The organism is Nostoc sp. (genome assembly GCF_036916735.1).
Taxonomy (GTDB): Bacteria; Cyanobacteriota; Cyanobacteriia; order Cyanobacteriales; family Nostocaceae; genus Nostoc.
Genome location: NZ_JBALFV010000114.1, coordinates 18,712 through 34,837, shown reverse-complemented (window position 1 = coordinate 34,837; position 16,126 = coordinate 18,712). Strand labels below are relative to the sequence as shown.

The 16,126-nt window shown below is 41.4% G+C and carries 11 protein-coding genes and 1 pseudogene; 7 read left to right on the top strand and 5 right to left on the bottom strand.

The genetic code is table 11. The features are described 5' to 3' along the window. Positions 1-6 precede the first annotated feature (6 nt). A pseudogene (locus tag V7L20_RS32900) lies at positions 7-175 on the top strand (YdeI/OmpD-associated family protein); the annotation flags it as partial. A gap of 64 nt (positions 176-239) precedes the next feature. Here the strand turns inward: V7L20_RS32900 and V7L20_RS28410 are convergent. From V7L20_RS28410 to V7L20_RS28400, 3 genes are all read right to left on the bottom strand, one after another. Then, the gene (locus V7L20_RS28410; RefSeq protein WP_334747284.1) at positions 240-686 is read right to left on the bottom strand and encodes a tellurite resistance TerB family protein; all 447 of its coding nucleotides are present in this window, start codon (positions 684-686) and stop codon (positions 240-242) included. Positions 687-863: 177 nt separating this feature from the next. After that, positions 864-1,001 (bottom strand): hypothetical protein, encoded by a 138-nt coding sequence (locus tag V7L20_RS28405; protein ID WP_181374005.1) that lies wholly within the window; start codon positions 999-1,001, stop codon positions 864-866. A 468-nt stretch (positions 1,002-1,469) separates the two neighbouring features. Beyond that, the gene (locus V7L20_RS28400; RefSeq protein WP_334747283.1) at positions 1,470-2,390 is read right to left on the bottom strand and encodes a histone deacetylase family protein; all 921 of its coding nucleotides are present in this window, start codon (positions 2,388-2,390) and stop codon (positions 1,470-1,472) included. 506 nt (positions 2,391-2,896) lie between these two features. Between V7L20_RS28400 and V7L20_RS28395 the strand changes: the two genes are divergently transcribed. Both V7L20_RS28395 and V7L20_RS28390 read left to right on the top strand, forming a co-directional pair. Further along, positions 2,897-4,882 (top strand): putative bifunctional diguanylate cyclase/phosphodiesterase, encoded by a 1,986-nt coding sequence (locus tag V7L20_RS28395; protein ID WP_334747282.1) that lies wholly within the window; start codon positions 2,897-2,899, stop codon positions 4,880-4,882. A 741-nt stretch (positions 4,883-5,623) separates the two neighbouring features. Then, complete coding sequence (locus V7L20_RS28390) at positions 5,624-6,319, top strand: response regulator transcription factor (protein WP_334747281.1); 696 nt, start codon at positions 5,624-5,626, stop codon at positions 6,317-6,319. 569 nt (positions 6,320-6,888) lie between these two features. Here V7L20_RS28390 and V7L20_RS28385 read toward each other — a convergent pair. After that, on the bottom strand, positions 6,889-7,173 hold the full coding sequence (locus V7L20_RS28385; RefSeq protein ID WP_334747280.1) for an Npun_R1517 family heterocyst differentiation transcriptional regulator: 285 nt from the start codon (positions 7,171-7,173) through the stop codon (positions 6,889-6,891). An 873-nt stretch (positions 7,174-8,046) separates the two neighbouring features. Between V7L20_RS28385 and V7L20_RS28380 the strand changes: the two genes are divergently transcribed. From V7L20_RS28380 to V7L20_RS28365, 4 genes are all read left to right on the top strand, one after another. Continuing rightward, positions 8,047-8,406, top strand: coding sequence for an NAD(P)H-quinone oxidoreductase subunit M (locus V7L20_RS28380; protein WP_100900765.1), 360 nt, complete (start codon positions 8,047-8,049; stop codon positions 8,404-8,406). Between the two features lie 768 nt (positions 8,407-9,174). Then, the gene (locus V7L20_RS28375) at positions 9,175-11,445 is read left to right on the top strand and encodes a PP2C family protein-serine/threonine phosphatase (RefSeq protein WP_334747279.1); all 2,271 of its coding nucleotides are present in this window, start codon (positions 9,175-9,177) and stop codon (positions 11,443-11,445) included. Positions 11,446-11,590: 145 nt separating this feature from the next. After that, entirely contained in the window at positions 11,591-13,171 is a 1,581-nt protein-coding gene (locus tag V7L20_RS28370) for a CHAT domain-containing protein (protein ID WP_334747278.1), read from the top strand. A 145-nt stretch (positions 13,172-13,316) separates the two neighbouring features. Then, entirely contained in the window at positions 13,317-13,964 is a 648-nt protein-coding gene (locus V7L20_RS28365) for a hypothetical protein (protein WP_334747277.1), read from the top strand. Positions 13,965-14,408: 444 nt separating this feature from the next. Here the strand turns inward: V7L20_RS28365 and V7L20_RS28360 are convergent, their stop codons facing one another. Further along, entirely contained in the window at positions 14,409-15,791 is a 1,383-nt protein-coding gene (locus tag V7L20_RS28360; protein ID WP_334747276.1) for a PrsW family glutamic-type intramembrane protease, read from the bottom strand. Positions 15,792-16,126 lie beyond the last annotated feature (335 nt).

Sequence of the window (16,126 nt, the reverse complement as noted above, 5' to 3'; positions counted from 1 at the left end):
CAGAATATGCAAATATTTACACCTCGAAAACCAAAAAGCATGTACTCAAAATTAAATGAACAATATATTCTATATTGAAGAACTTATAGAACAAGGTTTGATGACTACAGTTGGTCTAAAAAAAATTAAAGTTGCAAAACAAGATGGCTCATGGAAGACGTTAAATGCAATCAAAAAATAGTGCCAAAGGAGTTAAGCTTCTTTGGCACGCTTTCTTTTTAACCATAGGTTTTATTGCCTTATGCGCGGTTTTTAATTAAGATTACTTGCACAATTTGTATGGCTATCTCGCTAGAAACACCTAAAGCTTGATATAAATCATTTAAGAAGTTTTTTTCTTCTTCAGCTACGATACCTTCAGCTAGAACTAGATCGGTGGCTACTGCAAAGGCTGCTTCCCGCAAGTCTTGAGATAGAGAATCTTTGGCTGCATTAAATAAAGTATTAAAGCCATCCCCTTCGAGAATGCCCAAGATTTTCTCAAACAGCTTGTTCATCATCTCATGGGGATAACTTTTAAAAAGTTTCGTCCGAGACAGGACAAAAGTGATAGAATTCGCTTGCTCGATAGAAAGATAACCGTCTGAGGCTATTGCTGCCAAAACAATGACAGCAAAAGCTTCCTCTGGATTAAGTGCTGTTTGGGTTTGGCTTTCTGTACCCAAAACAGCGTCGAATAGACCCATTGTAGTAACTCCTTGCTTAGAGCCTCAATAGCGCTACAGTTACCTGTGTATTTGGTAGATTTACATGCAAGACTGCGACGCTATGAGACTTTCATGCTTTAGTATTCCCAAGATTGGTTCATGGCGAACACTTGCACCCAATGGTTTTTGGTAAGAACTATACTGCCATTTGTAAACTTAGCGTTCTCCTGCCTTTTCTATTGTTTCAATTACCGCCAAACCTATACCAGAAGCTGCTAGTAACAGTACTACTGATATTAAATAGGCGTTGGTCAGCATCCGTAGGGCTTCATCAAAAAAAATGTAGGTGGTCATTGCTTCACCTTTTGAAATTTGTGTTGCTAGTACTTTTTATTTCTCCACACACCGATAGGTGAATTTCGCCGAGAAACTGCTAGCAATTGCATCTTAACAAAACTTTAGCTGTTTCAGAACAACATCCAAACTTTTTATTTCTGAAGATTTGATGAATTATAGAAAGTCTTGGTAAAAGAAATTACTGAGGTTGAGTTTAGAGCAAAAGTTGTGTCCCCCTAATTTTACGTAAAGATAGCTGTTAAATTAGTCAACTAACTCACAAAAATTTATGATAATAAGTATCCACAAATTGCCTGTTTTTGCAGACTATATTGTGAAATCTAAAGAAAATATACAAAAAGATTCCCGGTTTATTAGAGAAATTGGAAATCTGAGCCACCAATCAATAGAATTATTATGATCTCAGTGCATATACGAAAGTCACTTAATTATGAATTCCGAAGTTTTACTAAAAAAAGAAAGTATCTAAAGTAAACAATGTTCAATTGTCGCTACAACTGATTGAGAAAGAGAGTCAAAGTCGTAACCACCTTCTAAACCAAACATAATTTTACGAGTTATCCCTAAACAATAATCAGTAAATAAAGCGTAGTCTTCTGGCTGCAAATTGATACTTGCCAAAGGATCTGCGGCATTGCCATCATAACCAGCACTCACAATCAGCAAATCCGCTTGAAAGTTAGCTAAAAAAGGTATAACCTGTCTTTCAAAGAGTGGCTGATATACTGCAATATCACTACCAGGGCGTACAGGTAAATTTAAGACATTATTATGAAAGCCGTGTTCTGTCGCTCTTCCAGTACCGGGATAGCAGGGATACTGATGTAGGGAACAGTAGGCGATGCGTGCTTCACTTTCGATGATCGCCTGAGTACCATTACCGTGATGTACATCCCAATCGAGGATGGCGACGCGGTTAATTCCAGGTTGTTCAAGGGCAAATAATGCTGCGATCGCAGCATTAGAAAATAGGCAAAAGCCCATCCCAGCATCACTTTCTGCATGATGTCCTGGGGGACGTGCTAGTACAAAAGCTGGATTAGCCGACTTTAACACAACCTCAACTCCATCCAACCATGCACTGACTGCCAATAATGCCACATCATAACTGCGAGGGGAAACTGGGGTATCTCCATCCAAAGGGCCGCCGCCACTAGAAGCGATTTGCCAAAGTTTTTTGATGTAGGCTGGGCTATGGGCTTTAATTAACACAGACATCAGTGATGGCTGTTCTGATACTGGTGTAGGCGATCGCCAGTCAATTTTATCTGCGAATCTAGCTGTTTTTAGGGCAGTAGCGATTGCACTTAAACGTTCTGGTCTTTCAGGATGGTATTTTCCAGTCTTGTGATCTAAAAATTCGTCGGAATAGATGACTGGCAGCATAGGACGAAAAAGCTTGGCAGCAAGACAATCAATGCTATTGTATAACCCCGAAGAGTTTCTTTCGTGGACTACTACTAAGGAAGAAAAAACGCTCTTGTCAGCCCAAAAGAATCGCCTGAAACCCTTATTCTTTCTTTAATATTACAAAAGTGAATATATCCTAAGAAGTATTTAAATAAATACACACAGCAAATATACTGTTATGAGATAAGTTAAAATTTAATAAGTTGTATTTAATAAAGTAAAAATCTTAACAGGTAAGGCTTGCTCTAACTTTGTACTTTGTTGATTAACGGATAAATTTGATTGCTCTCTCATCATTGATAGATAAATTAGTAAATCAAGAAAACAAGTTTTGCAATATTTATTTATAACATGTCTACTTTTGCAAGTAACCCGGTGCTTCCCTGCTCAATCGGGCCTGAAGATTTCAACAGGACATAGGATTTGCTTCCCCTAGTTTTTTTCTTCACAGCTACGCTTCATAGTTATGTAAGTTGAGCAACATGAACGTGGATGGATTTAGCCAGCAGATAGAGAAATTGTACTCAGAGATACAGAGGCTATTGCAATGCCATGCAACTAAGCCAAACTCACAAGAAGAGATCATAACAGAGGCTTTCGAGCAACTCCATATCGCAATGGAAGAACTATTGACAGCTTCCGAGGAGTTAGAGGTAACACGAGCCGCAGCAGAGAAAGAACGCCAGCGTTACCAAGATTTATTTGAGTTCGCTCCAGAGGGTTATTTGGTAACTAATACCGTAGGGACAATCCAAGAGGCTAACGATGCAGCAGCAACCTTGCTCGGTGTTCACCAGAAGTATCTAGTAGGTAAACCATTAGTTGTCTTTATTGCCCAACAAGACCGCAAGTCCTTTATGCTTCAGATGAACAATTTTCAGCAGCTACTGAAGTGGGAAATTAACTTACAACCACGGATAGGAGAGCCTTTCCCTGCTATGATTAAGGCGTCTGCGGTATACGACTTACAGAGAAAGCAGGTTGGCTGGCGTTGGCTGCTGTGCAACATCAGTGAGCGCAAACAAGCTGAAGAAATGTTGCACCAAGCTTATGAAAAGTTAGAAATACGAGTAGCAGAACGGACAGCAGAACTGGTAAAAGCAAATCAGAAATTGCTAACTGAAATTACAGAGCGTAAACGAGTCGAATCACAACTGTTGTACCTTGCATTTCACGATGCACTAACGGGTTTGCCGAACCGCGCTGCATTTATGAACCGCTTAAGACGTGCAATCGATTATTCAAAACGGCATTCAGATTATCTATTTGCTGTACTATTTATCGACCTAGATCGATTTAAGCTGATCAATGACAGTCTGGGACACATAAAAGCAGATCAATTTCTGCTTGCTATTGCAGATAAGTTAGAAATATGTGTACGCTCCATAGATACAGCTGCACGGCTTGGAGGAGACGAATTTACCATCCTGCTTGAGGGAATTCAGGATGTATCAGACGCCATCAAAGCAGTTGAGCGGATTCAACAGGAACTAGCGTTACCCTTTGAGCTTGACGGACAAGAAATGTTCACAACAGCAAGTATTGGTATTGCGTTGAGTTCGACAGTAAACTATGAACATCCAGAAGAACTGTTGAGGGATGCTGATACGGCAATGTACCGAGCCAAAGTGCTGGGCAGAGCGCGTTATGAGCTATTTAACTCAGATATGTATACTAATGTTCTGGCGAAATTGCAGTTAGAGGCAGAGTTACGGCAAGCAATTGAACGCCTTGAATTTCAAGTTTATTACCAACCGATTGTTTCGCTCACCAAAGGCTCTATTTTAGGTTTTGAGGCTCTGTTGCGCTGGCAGCATCCTGAGCGTGGTTTGCTTAATCCAGCAGATTTTATTTCCCTGGCAGAAGAAACTGGACTAATTTTCTCTATTGGCAACTGGGTGTTGAATGAAGCCTGTCGCCAAATGCAAGCTTGGCGGATTTGCCATCATTCCAACTTGCTAGATAAAATCAGTGTCAATCTCTCCCACAAGGAATTTTCCCAGCCAAATTTGATTGACCAGATTGGGCAAGTTTTGCGCTCAACTGGTCTTGATGCTGCTAATCTAGTGCTAGAGATTACTGAAGGCGTAATTGTGGAAAATGGCGATAAAGCAACTGCCGCACTTTTACAACTTCGAGAGATGGGGATTGAGTTATCAATTGATGACTTTGGTACGGGCTACTCCTCATTAGGTCATCTTTATAACTTTCCGATTAGTGTGTTGAAGATTGACCGTTCTTTTATCAGCTTGATGAGCGCTAATAGTAAAAGTTTAGAAATTATTGAGATAATTATCACATTGGCACAAAAATTGGGTGTGGATGTACTAGCTGAAGGAGTAGAGACAAAAGAGCAATTAGCACTTCTAAGAAAGTTGAACTGTGAATATGCCCAGGGAAATTTTTTCTCTGTTCCATTAAATAGTTCAGCAGCAGAAGGATTAATTATGACAAATCCTCGGTGGTAAGGGTTATTTAAAAATAATTCGTTATTCGTATTTCAAACGCGTATATAGCGCAAAACTAAAGCGGAGGTTGCCTGCAATTTAGATTTTGTAAAAGAGACTCTGGCTGAAACAAAGCCACTTATAGACCAATACAGTTCAGTTAAGCATTTCTTTCTTCTCTTTGCATCCTACCCTTCTCCTTCAAAGACGCTACGCGTAGCTTGCTTCACCGTAGGGGTACGGGAAGCCACTTCATGTCTATGCGTCTTGGCGGTAGCCTGCGGCAAACCGATGCAGCGTCTACGTTAAAAAAATTGACTTTGACAAAGAGTTTTAACCTTAATCCAAACATATTGATTTATAAACTAATGTGAGTGCGTCTTTGCAGGAGAAGGGGAAGTTAATTATACCAATTCTCTAAAATAAGGCAACAGATGTAAGCAGGGATTGCCTTGCTACATCTAAATTTCTCAATTGCGTTAGCGTAGCGGGGCGAAGCCCATTGCGAACTTGTACTGAGCTTGTCCTGAGTTCAGCCCGAGCAAAGCCGAGGGGCAAAGCCGAAGTATTGCAAACTTGTACTGAGCGTAGCCGAAGTATTGCAAATTGGTATTACCCTGTAAAATTAGTCATTGACTTCGTTATCCTGGTTACCAGCGATCGCTTAACATTAACAAGCAATGGGTTTTTCCCTTTATCCTTTTGTTCAATGACTCTCAACTTTCGCTAAATTGGAAAAAGGTAAACTTAAGGGAATTTTAAATGTCAGCACAATTGTTACTGGTGGATGATGAACCAGGGATACGGGAAGCCGTCAAAGACTATTTGCAAGAGAGCGGTTTCAGCGTTCAAGTCGCCAGTAACGCCCTTGAAGGTTGGGAATGGATGCAGATGAATACGCCTGACTTAGTGATTTCTGATGTCATGATGCCTCAGGTGGATGGCTATCAGTTCCTAAAGCAACTGCGAGAAGACCCCCGCTTCCAAGCGCTACCGATAGTATTTTTAACTGCTAAAGGCATGACAGGCGATCGCATCCAAGGGTATCATGCTGGTGTCGATGCCTATCTACCCAAACCCTTCGATCCAGATGAGTTAGTGGCTATAGTTGAAAATTTGCTAGCCCGCCGTAACGCTAAGGCCGCAACTACCAAAGATGACGTTGAAACCCCCGATCTTGCTGAACTAGCTACTCAGATTGCCCAAATTAAGGCATTGTTAACTCAAAGAAATGCCATTTCCCAATCACCAGCCCCTTTTAAAATTGATCTGACTCCTAGAGAACAAAGTGTTTTGAACTTAGTCGCTGAAGGGTTAATGAACAAAGAAATTGCCCGTCGCTTAGAAACCAGCGTCCGCAATGTAGAAAAATACGTCAGCCGTTTGTTTAGTAAAACTGGCACCAATAGCCGTACAGAGTTAGTTCGTTTCGCCCTAGAACATGGTCTTGCTAAATAGATAGTTTTTGAATTGGTCATTGGGCATGATGAAGAGGCTCCACGGGTAGGGGGAAGGGTCTACAGGACAGGAATGTCCCCCTGCCCCTTGTCCTCTTCTTGTGGGTAATTGGCAATAGGTAACTGGCTGCTAAACCATAACCTATTACCAGTAATAGATAAAACATAAGTATTTCAGCAAATCAGGCACTCAGTTAAAGTAAAAATCTAAAAGGAAAGTTATTTATTTTCACTTTGGCCTTTTAGGTTTTCATTGAATTTGCGCCTGTTGTCTAATTCCCCATCTGTAAAGACACAGAATTTTATTGTTCCTGTAATGTTTTTATAAAAACTCGGTAAAATGCACCCGACTGAATTTGCTCTTAGATTCTGCCAGTACCCTTTGCTACAAAGTTTTTAATAGAGAAACTGTTCCTGGGACTCTGTGTTGCTAAATAAGACTTTCGCAAAGGAGAAATCACAATATTTTATGAATTCTACTTGCTGCTTAGTTTTTATTGCAACGGGGCTATATGATCAACATTTGATTTGATGCCTAATTCATGTTTTTTCGCTACTTAAATTACACCTTTAAGGCTGAGGATTTTCAGCAGCATTACGCAAGCGCATCAGCTGGCGTCGCATTTGAGGTGAGGCTTTCAACTCGGACACTTCCTGCGCTTTAACGGACGCTTGCAGCGTCTCTAGAAAGTCGTCAGAACCCTCGGTTAAGGCATCCAGTAATACCTGTAACAGTTGTTCGCGATCGCCCAATAGACTCTTTTCCTCAATCAACCGGAATTTGAGATGGATTTCGCATTCATAAACACCTACTTCGAGGTTATTTATCTGGCGTGGTAATGCTTTGGAGTTCATAGCTATTGAGATTCCTTTACTTGGTGGTCATGAGGGTAAGGAGGTAGATGCCTAGCAAAATTCTTTATATCTTCTTTGAATCCAAAGTGTTTGAATTAAGAATTTTTCTTCATCAATTACCTTTGTATTCCATTTCAGTCTCCTGTGTTTTATTTTCAAGCTAGATTTTGATGTTCTTGTGCCAGATATAGCTTATGGTAAGCCATAACTATTATTCAGTTTTTAAGATTCTATACAATAAAGTTTTTGTAAGAAGTTGTGCAGTCTTTTTAAAGCTTTTTACATCAACTTTATGTTAACGTCAATAATAGTTTAACTTGTTACTTTACTTTTAGTATTTACACGTAAGTAAAATCGCTTAATTTTTTAGAACTTATTAAAGCCAGAGGTGAATGTAGCGCTATTCAGTAAAATTACTTGATGTACGTTTTTTGCAATAGAAAATTCCGAATAAATTGATGAGCGGAATTATTAAGGTAAAAACTTTTGTTCTCTAGAAAAAAATGTACACAGATCAAATTATTCCTGGTGAGTGCCTCACCCTACTAGCTTTTAGGCTTCATGAGTACGAAAGTTCTAGCAGTAGGTAGGATTAGCACACCACTTTGACCTGTTTGTATACACCAAATAAAAACGCTTTTTTGATAATTTTTACAGAAAAATAATTTTACTACTCTCAGTACTAGCTGCTAATTGTGTCTTCAACTCTTAACAGAAGTAGTAAGTTAATCAGTACAGGTGATATTTTTACTTATGCCCATTCAATATACCCTTTTGAAACTGCTCTCAAAGCTTGTAAATTGAGAGCATTCAAGCTTGAATATAGCGTTTACAATAATTTCAGTGTAATCAACCCAAATCTTACACCCTTTTATGGATAACCCGATGCTGCTCAAGTCCACAACCCGGCATGTCCGCATTTTTGCAGGCGAAATTGACCGGGATGGCGAACTGATTCCCAGTGAACAGGTCTTAACATTAGATATTGACCCAGATAATGAATTTAACTGGAATGAAGATGCGCTGCAAAAAGTTTATCGAAAATTTGATGAACTAGTAGAAGCATCTAGTGGCGCAGACCTCACAGACTATAACTTGCGCCGTGTTGGGTCAGACTTAGAGCATTATCTGCGATCGCTCCTGCAACTCGGCGAAATCAGCTACAATCTATCTGCCCGCGTTACCAACTACAGCATGGGAGTTCCCCAAGTCGCAATTGACGACAAACAATAAGCTAATGAGTTGGTAGCGGTCTGGCTGAACCTTTGTGACAATTCAGATCCATCTGAAAAAGTCTACGAAAAACCTAACCCCCTAACCCCCTTCCCGACGCGGGAAGGGGGAAAATTAATCTGAGAAGTTTTGCTGTCTCCTCAAAAAGAACCTGGAAACGAGATTACCAGATTTTTAAAGCCCCTTCATTGACAGCGACGGGAAACTCCATCCCCAAACTTCGTCTTGCTACGTACTCCGTGAGTGGAGGAGGTTGTTCCCCCCGTCGCTTGGGCCAAGCAGGGCATTAGCCAAACAAGTAGTTTCTTCCCCATGCCCCATGCCCAAAAACTCTAGAAAGCAAGTGGTGTGGAGTTTTTTATTACTCAGATACTTTGAGTAGTTCACTTATCTTAATTCTTAATTAAAGTTAATTGTTGCTATCCTACTTATAAACTAAATAAATACCAAGATTATCTGCCTCTTGATGATGGGGTAATTCAGCAAAAGCAAATAGCGCAGTTATGCTTGGGTTATGCTTTGGTAACAAGGTTGAAGTTAGCTGCTTTGGCGATGGAGAGTCACTGAGCAATAGAAGCTATGATGAGGCTGTAGGGTTGACTTAGGAGCGGATTTTTTGGATAAGTAAGTATTAGCACCTGCTGATATCCCCCAGTTAAAATCATCATTTAAAGTCTGGGTATGTCAAGTTTAACAAAGATGAGCGGTCTAGATTGTCCCTAATAATGCTGTTAAAGAAATTGCCAATCGCTTCCCGGTGCGAAAACTATGGAAAATGACGCGGCAACGCTCTACTGTACAAATGAAAGTTGTCAGGCTGCCAACCCCCTGACCCACAAGTTTTGCCTGCGATGTTCCACGCCCTTAACCAAAAATTACCTCTGGGCTGTGGTAGATGGCCCGAGTGTGGGTAGCCCTGGAGAAATATTAGCTGATCGCTATTTAGTCCTTGATAAATTTCTTCTTTTAGATACAAAACCTGCTTTATTAGCGTTAACGCCTGAGTTAGATAATTTGCAGCCTCTAAAAGCTTACCTGAGACTGATTCCCTACCGTTTACACGTACCGCAGGTATATGGAGTGCTTTTTCTCGGTGACGGGGCTTCCCATCAAGAAATATTACTTTTAGAAAAACCTCCATTATTAATAGATGACAAAATCCAACAAGTGCAGTTGGCTAGCGAGTTAACCACCGCTTGGCGTGATGCAACATCGATGCGCCAACTCAATTGGTTATGGCAAATAGCTCATCTGTGGCAACCTCTTGCAAGTGAAGGTGTCGTCTCTAGCTTGCTTGACTCAAATGTATTACGGGTAGAAGGATCATTAGTCCGTTTGTTAGAATTGCGTTTTGATGGAGCAACATTACCAGAATTGCCCCAATTAGGTCAATTTTGGCAGCAGTTAGTTAGTGGTGCTAAACCAGCCATAAATGAATTTGTTAATGAGGTTAGCCTTTGCTTAATTCAGGGAAAAATTAATTCAACCGATCAATTAATCGGAGTTTTAGATCGCGGACTGGCTGGGTTAGGGCGATCGCAAACACCCACAATTAAAATGATCACCAAAACCGACACTGGGCCAAGTCGCCAACGTAATGAAGATGCCTGTAGCCCACCCAGTGGAACTCTGGTGAGTAAACCACCCCAGTCAACAGCTTTGGCAATTGTTTGTGATGGCATCGGTGGGCATGAGGGGGGCAATGTGGCATCAAATTTAGCCATTGAAACTCTCCAGCAGCAGGTACAGCAACTAACAAAAGTTCCCTACGACCATATAGACCCCTCACTGCTACTGAATGACCTAGAAAAGGCAGTGGCAATTGCTAATGACAAAATTAGTCAACGTAATGATAGTGAAAATCGCCAGGGTCGTCAAAGGATGGGTACGACTTTAGTCATGGCATTGCCTGTTGCTCATGAAATGTACATTACCCATGTCGGTGATAGTCGTGCTTACTGGATTACCCGCCACGGTTGTTATCAAGTTACCCTGGACGATGATGTTGCCTCCCGCGAGGTGCGGCTAGGCTATGCCATTTACCGCGAGGCTGTACAACAAAGTTCTGCTGGTTCTCTCGTTCAGGCTTTGGGCATGGGGCCAAGCAGTTCATTGCATCCCACATCGGCACGGTTTATCCTCGACGAAGATGCTGTTTTTCTGCTTACTTCCGATGGTTTAAGTGATTTTGAGCGAGTGGAGGAGTACTGGGAAACAGAAATCTTGCCGATTCTAGTTGGGGAAGTCCCCATAACAAATGTTGCAGATAGATTAGTTGAAATCGCTAACACTAAGAATGGACACGATAATGTCACCATCGCTTTAGTCCATTATCAAGTTCAATACTGGGAACCCGAAATTACGATTCAAGCCTTCATTCCAGAAAGTTATTCTGCCAAAACTATTGATTTTACATCTAGGGCAACAAATCCGACACTTTTAAGTAGCCCAAATCAGAAAACTCAAGTGATTCCAGACACTGAGCCTGCCAAAAAGCGCCAATTACCCCTACAATGGATTGTTCCGTTAATATTTGTAGTAGCAGCAGGTGCTTTGGGATTGTTCGTCAAGCAACTGCGATCACCATCATTCCCCTTTATTTCATCCACTCCGATACCAACTTCAAATCCTACTATCGAAGCGACACCCATACAGCGATCGCTAGCCAACCTTTCTTCTGGCTGGGTAATAAAAACTAACAATCAAATCACTTTGGGAAACAACCAATCACTTCCCTCTGGAGCTTTTTTAGAAGTTATCAACACAAAACCAAATCCTAAACCTAGTTCGGGAAATTTTTCAGTGTCTATGCGAGTCTGTGCCAATAAAAGCACACAAACTCCAGATAATACTAATAATCCAGCAGCAACTTCCTCAGTGCCATCAAATTCAAAACCTTTGCCAGCAACGGTATTGTTGGACTTCTCTCAACTCAAACGCTTTGGTGTCTCTGTTTTACCACAAGATGCACCAAGTCCATGTACACCCGCTACACAACCGCCAGTTACTCAACCACCCGACGACAGCAGTCCAACTTAGTTAAATAATCGATAAATTGGTGGAAACCTGGAATAATAACAGGTAACATCAGAGTAAAAACTTACAAGGTAAAAAAGTAGAAAGTTTTCACCTTGGAGAATTCTGATTTAAAATTATTTATTTTAGTTTTTATTTTAATGAATCCATGCCATCCCTGAATTTGGCGATCGCCCGTCTCCTTAACACTGGCACTGACAACTTCGCCATTTGGGTGGTTAAAGCTCCCTATCCTAGTGGCTACGTTTTACGTGACTGTGTATGGCCTGATCAACTTAATTACGTCTGGCAAGAATGGCAGCAACTGTTTGCTGGTCATAGTCACTTAGATATTTCCCCAAACTCAACATCTCAAAAGTCCAACCGATTCCCCATAGATTGGATTTCACCCCCTTCAGGCCAATCAACTGGTCCCTACAGCAGTCGTCTGATGCAAAGCTTGGGAATGAATTTATGGCGCTGGATGTTTGACGGGCAAATTCTTGGTAGTCTAGAACGCAGTCGCGGTATTGCTATGGGTCAGCATACACGTTTGCGCTTCCGCCTAGAAATCCGCGACCCAGATTTGATCGCTCTGCCTTGGGAAATTATGCAGCGTGAACCAGGTCAATCAGCTATGTCTCTCTCCCAAGATTTGCTATTTAGTCGCACTAGCAGCGAAGTTGACCCCTTACCATATTTGCGAACTGACCAGACTTTAAGTATTCTGTTAGTTTTAGGTTATGATAACAAGCTACAACTTGAACAAGAAGCTGCTATCTTACAGCAAACTCTTGTAGATACGTCTGTAGGTGGTAATTCCCAAAAATGTGCACCTTGTATAGTGAATCAACTGCTACAACCAACTCCACAGGAGTTGATTCAAGAATTAGAAACCAGAGCATACAATGTTTTCTTTTATGCTGGACATGGTTTGCCAGACCCAGATGGGGGGTTACTGTTTTTGCGACCAGACATGCCCCTAAATGGGATAGAATTAGCCCAAGTATTGACCCATACAGGTGTGAAATTAGCAGTTTTCAACGCCTGTTGGGGCGCACAACCAGCTGCTATCAATCATCAAGCTATACCTGCCAGCAGTTTAGCAGAAGTGCTGATTCGTCATGGTGTACCTGCGGTTTTGGGAATGCGCGATGAAATCGCAGACCAAGAGAGCCACAGCTTTATTCAAGCTTTTACTGAAGCTTTGCGATCGCACAAGCCAATTGATGAAGCCGTAGCCCAGGCTAGGCAAGAGTTGTTAACACTGTATAAATTTAATCAACCTGCTTGGACTTTGCCTGTTCTCTACCTGCATCCAGATTTCAATGGCGAACTCATTAAGAATCTAGATGAAGGTATTACTGAACTACCAGATACAGCCATTCCTGATATCGGTTCCCCACTTTTGCTTGCTTCGTTGCGATCGCTCGCCCCAAAAGGTAAAACCTGGATACTGCGTTATGGAGTTACCCGCATCGGTCGTACGCAAGACAATGATATTGTTATCCCCGAACCATCGGTATCCAAACGCCATGCTGAAATTTTCTGCCGCAATACTCTTACTGATGCTACATTGGTGCGAAGTTATTACTTGCAAGATTTTTCTACCTACGGGACAACTTGGTTTTTAGGACCTAATGGTTGGCAACAAATCCTCCGAGAGGAAGTCCCGTTGAAATCGGGAATGCAGTTAAAGTTTGGAAGTGCTAGAAGTGAAACTTGGGAGTTTATTATTGAAGACTCTTAGCATATATTGTAAAAATAAATTTGAATCTTTAGCATCAACCTTTAAAATCTGTTTTTTTGTAGAAAAATTAAACTGTTTTTGCGGAAATCTATTCTGAGGAATTGTAGCTGTAAATACCACCAAATAATATGTGAGGCAATCAGAAATGGCTAATAAAATTAACGGCTCAGAGACTTTCTCTTCTTTGCCATCTCAAGTAGATTTAGAATTATTAGAAGTATTACTGGAACCAGACGATGCTACCTACCCCTGGAATCCAGGCGATGAAGAATCACAAGCTTATTTTGACGAATTAGAAGAACAGTTTGGAATGCAAGATTTGCTTGAAGAAGAACTGACAACGCGATCACAAGATTTTTATAGTCATCTAGACACACTTTGGTCTGGGATCTCTCCGGAGTCAGACAATAATCACAATCCCCAACAAGCACAAGTGCTTAATCTTCAAAAGACATTATCTAATACTTTTGCCGCCTGTGTCCCCCAAGCATTGCTCAACACCATCGCCACCAAAGCTGCTGAAATTCTTGCTGCTCGACAATCAATCGGTGAACAACTGGTTGAGTGTGTTCAGACAATACTACCAAATTGGGGAACAGAGGATCTTTTAGTTTTGGCTCGCCCTTTTGCTTACGCTATGCGAAGCAGCGAATCGCAAAATGCAGCATCTGCACTCAATAATCTTCAAAATAACGGGTGGACAGCTTTATCAGAAGTAGACAAAGCAAAGGTTACTTTAGTGATCGCCTCTTATGCTTTTAATGAACTCAACAAGTCTGAGTATGAAGCATAACTTGAATGAAATTTCTCTTTTTGCTATATAAATTTATAGTGCAGGCAGATTTATTTGCTGATAATGCTTGTCCTGCGATTTTAACCATTCACTAATTCTTAGTATTTTGTGTGTAGTGAACCTTAAAGTAAACCTATGATAAGCTGATTATAATATTAGGCCATCTATCACAAGACATAAATATTCAAAAGTAATGGGCATTGGGCACTTGTCCTGAGCTTCTCCTGAGCTTGTCCTCTTGGTAGTCGTAAAGCCTGCGGCATAGCTACGCTTAAGGCGCAGCCTAAGAAGAGAAGGGCGTAGCCGTAAAGCCTACGGCATAGCTACGTTTAAGGCGCAGCCTCTCCAAGAGTTGAGCGAAGTCGAAGTATTGAACATTAATTATTTATTCTTGTCCTCACTCCCTTATTTCTCCCTGCTTGCCCTACTCCCCTACTCCATCTCTTATTTTGGACCAAGAAATCGGGTAGCAAAATTTTGCGATCGCGTTGGTGATAGCGCCCGTGCCTTGAGAATTGCTGCCATCAAAAAGGCGTAAGATAACACCCCAACAACTACCAACAGCAAGGCATTGATTGATCCCGTAGCATTCCACAAAGCATGGAGCGCAGCAGCACTAAGATAACCAATAGAGAGAATTTGCCAACTTCTACTGGGTTTGAGAACAGCCAACCCAATAAAGTAACCCAGATAGCCACTATAAGCCATGTGTCCGGCTACAGAACCTAAAATTCGCGGAATTAGCAGTTGCAAACCCGCCAGTTGACCAGCAGCGCCTATACCCACCTGTTGCGTGACATTCTGAGTAATATCTGGCACATATTGTCCGAGAGTTTCCAAAAGAGTGAAGCCTACAGCAGAAGCTGTTCCCAGGAGAATACCATCTAGAGGTTCCCAGATACCTATGCGTTCCCGCCAAGGTGAAGACAGTATTCTCCCGATGGCAAAAGCCCCTAATACAGGCAATGCTTTAAGTAATTCCTCCATCAAGCCAGCACCAAAAAACATCCGCACCAGCAACTCTGTAAAAGTGATAGATTCTTGGGATGAGGGCAAGTTTCCAGGCAGGACAATGCGAAACACAAAGATAAATAAATCCAACAACGGACTAAGCAAAATCAGCATTGTACCTAGTGCCGCAGCCATTAGCACCCACCAAGGCTTCTGTTTACCGCAAAGTTGATAAACAAAATAGTAGGCAGCAAAGGCAATGTAAGTAGCTACAATCACTTGATTAGCTTGGGGTTGACCGACTGTAGCAAACATTAACACTACAAAGATTACAGTCAGTATTCCCGGTACAAGGTAAGCTTTACGGGTTAAATCTTTACCAGTGGAAATAATCGGAAAAAGCTGGGTGAAGCTAACAGAATCAGGCTGCTTTAATTGAGTGTGGCTGTGGTAATTTGTCGCAGAAGGTAGTGGTGTAACTTGGTTAACTGTCGTGGCCGGGGTGAGTAAGGTATACTCGTACTCAAAAACGTATTGCGGGCCATCAGCACCTAAAGAAATGCGATCGCCTGGGTGCAATTCCTGACATTCATACAAGCGTTGTCCATTCAAATAAGTGCCATTAGCACTATTTAAATCACAAAGCACCCAGCTGAATTTGCTATCTGGCGATAGAGAGAGGGGACGAATCACTGCATGACGACGAGATACCATTCGGTACATCATGGCATCCAAGACAACTTGGCAGCTGGGATCGCGTCCAATTACCATCTCTTTACTGGGGGGCAGGGAATAGCGAGATTCTGATCCAAAAGCTGCCCCATTACCAGACACTAGCCGCAGAAATGCATTATGTCTTGCGTGTTTGCCTGTCATCGAGTTAGAGTGCGTTTTTAAACTAATTCTTCACATAATTTGGCAGCAGGACTAACCTTAGCCACATTAACAGCAGCATTGCTAAATCCACTATAGCTTCACTTCTTGCTAAGAAATTTAAATTTATAGACGCAAAATTTCAAATTGTTTTACCTAACGTAAAGAAGTATTCCATTTGCTAAGAGTTTATCCTCAAACTGGCTTTTCAGGCGGATAAATCAGATTTTTTCGGTAGTGTACTCTTGAGATCCTAACTGCAAATTAAACTCACGGCAATTTATCAAAAAATAGTATTTTTTACTGCATTTCGTTCTAGTCCAAAAATATATAATTTT

Bases quoted from the DNA above. Each gene is read 5' to 3' on its own strand.
- V7L20_RS28365 (WP_334747277.1), top strand. From the start codon at position 13,317: ATGGCTAATAAAATTAACGGCTCAGAGACTTTCTCTTCTTTGCCATCT.
- V7L20_RS28360 (WP_334747276.1), bottom strand. From the start codon at position 15,791: ATGACAGGCAAACACGCAAGACATAATGCATTTCTGCGGCTAGTGTCT.
- V7L20_RS28405 (WP_181374005.1), bottom strand. From the start codon at position 1,001: ATGACCACCTACATTTTTTTTGATGAAGCCCTACGGATGCTGACCAAC.
- V7L20_RS28375 (WP_334747279.1), top strand. From the start codon at position 9,175: ATGGAAAATGACGCGGCAACGCTCTACTGTACAAATGAAAGTTGTCAG.
- V7L20_RS28410 (WP_334747284.1), bottom strand. From the start codon at position 686: ATGGGTCTATTCGACGCTGTTTTGGGTACAGAAAGCCAAACCCAAACA.
- V7L20_RS28370 (WP_334747278.1), top strand. From the start codon at position 11,591: ATGCCATCCCTGAATTTGGCGATCGCCCGTCTCCTTAACACTGGCACT.
- V7L20_RS28390 (WP_334747281.1), top strand. From the start codon at position 5,624: ATGTCAGCACAATTGTTACTGGTGGATGATGAACCAGGGATACGGGAA.
- V7L20_RS28400 (WP_334747283.1), bottom strand. From the start codon at position 2,390: ATGCTGCCAGTCATCTATTCCGACGAATTTTTAGATCACAAGACTGGA.
- V7L20_RS28395 (WP_334747282.1), top strand. From the start codon at position 2,897: ATGAACGTGGATGGATTTAGCCAGCAGATAGAGAAATTGTACTCAGAG.
- V7L20_RS28380 (WP_100900765.1), top strand. From the start codon at position 8,047: ATGGATAACCCGATGCTGCTCAAGTCCACAACCCGGCATGTCCGCATT.
- V7L20_RS28385 (WP_334747280.1), bottom strand. From the start codon at position 7,173: ATGAACTCCAAAGCATTACCACGCCAGATAAATAACCTCGAAGTAGGT.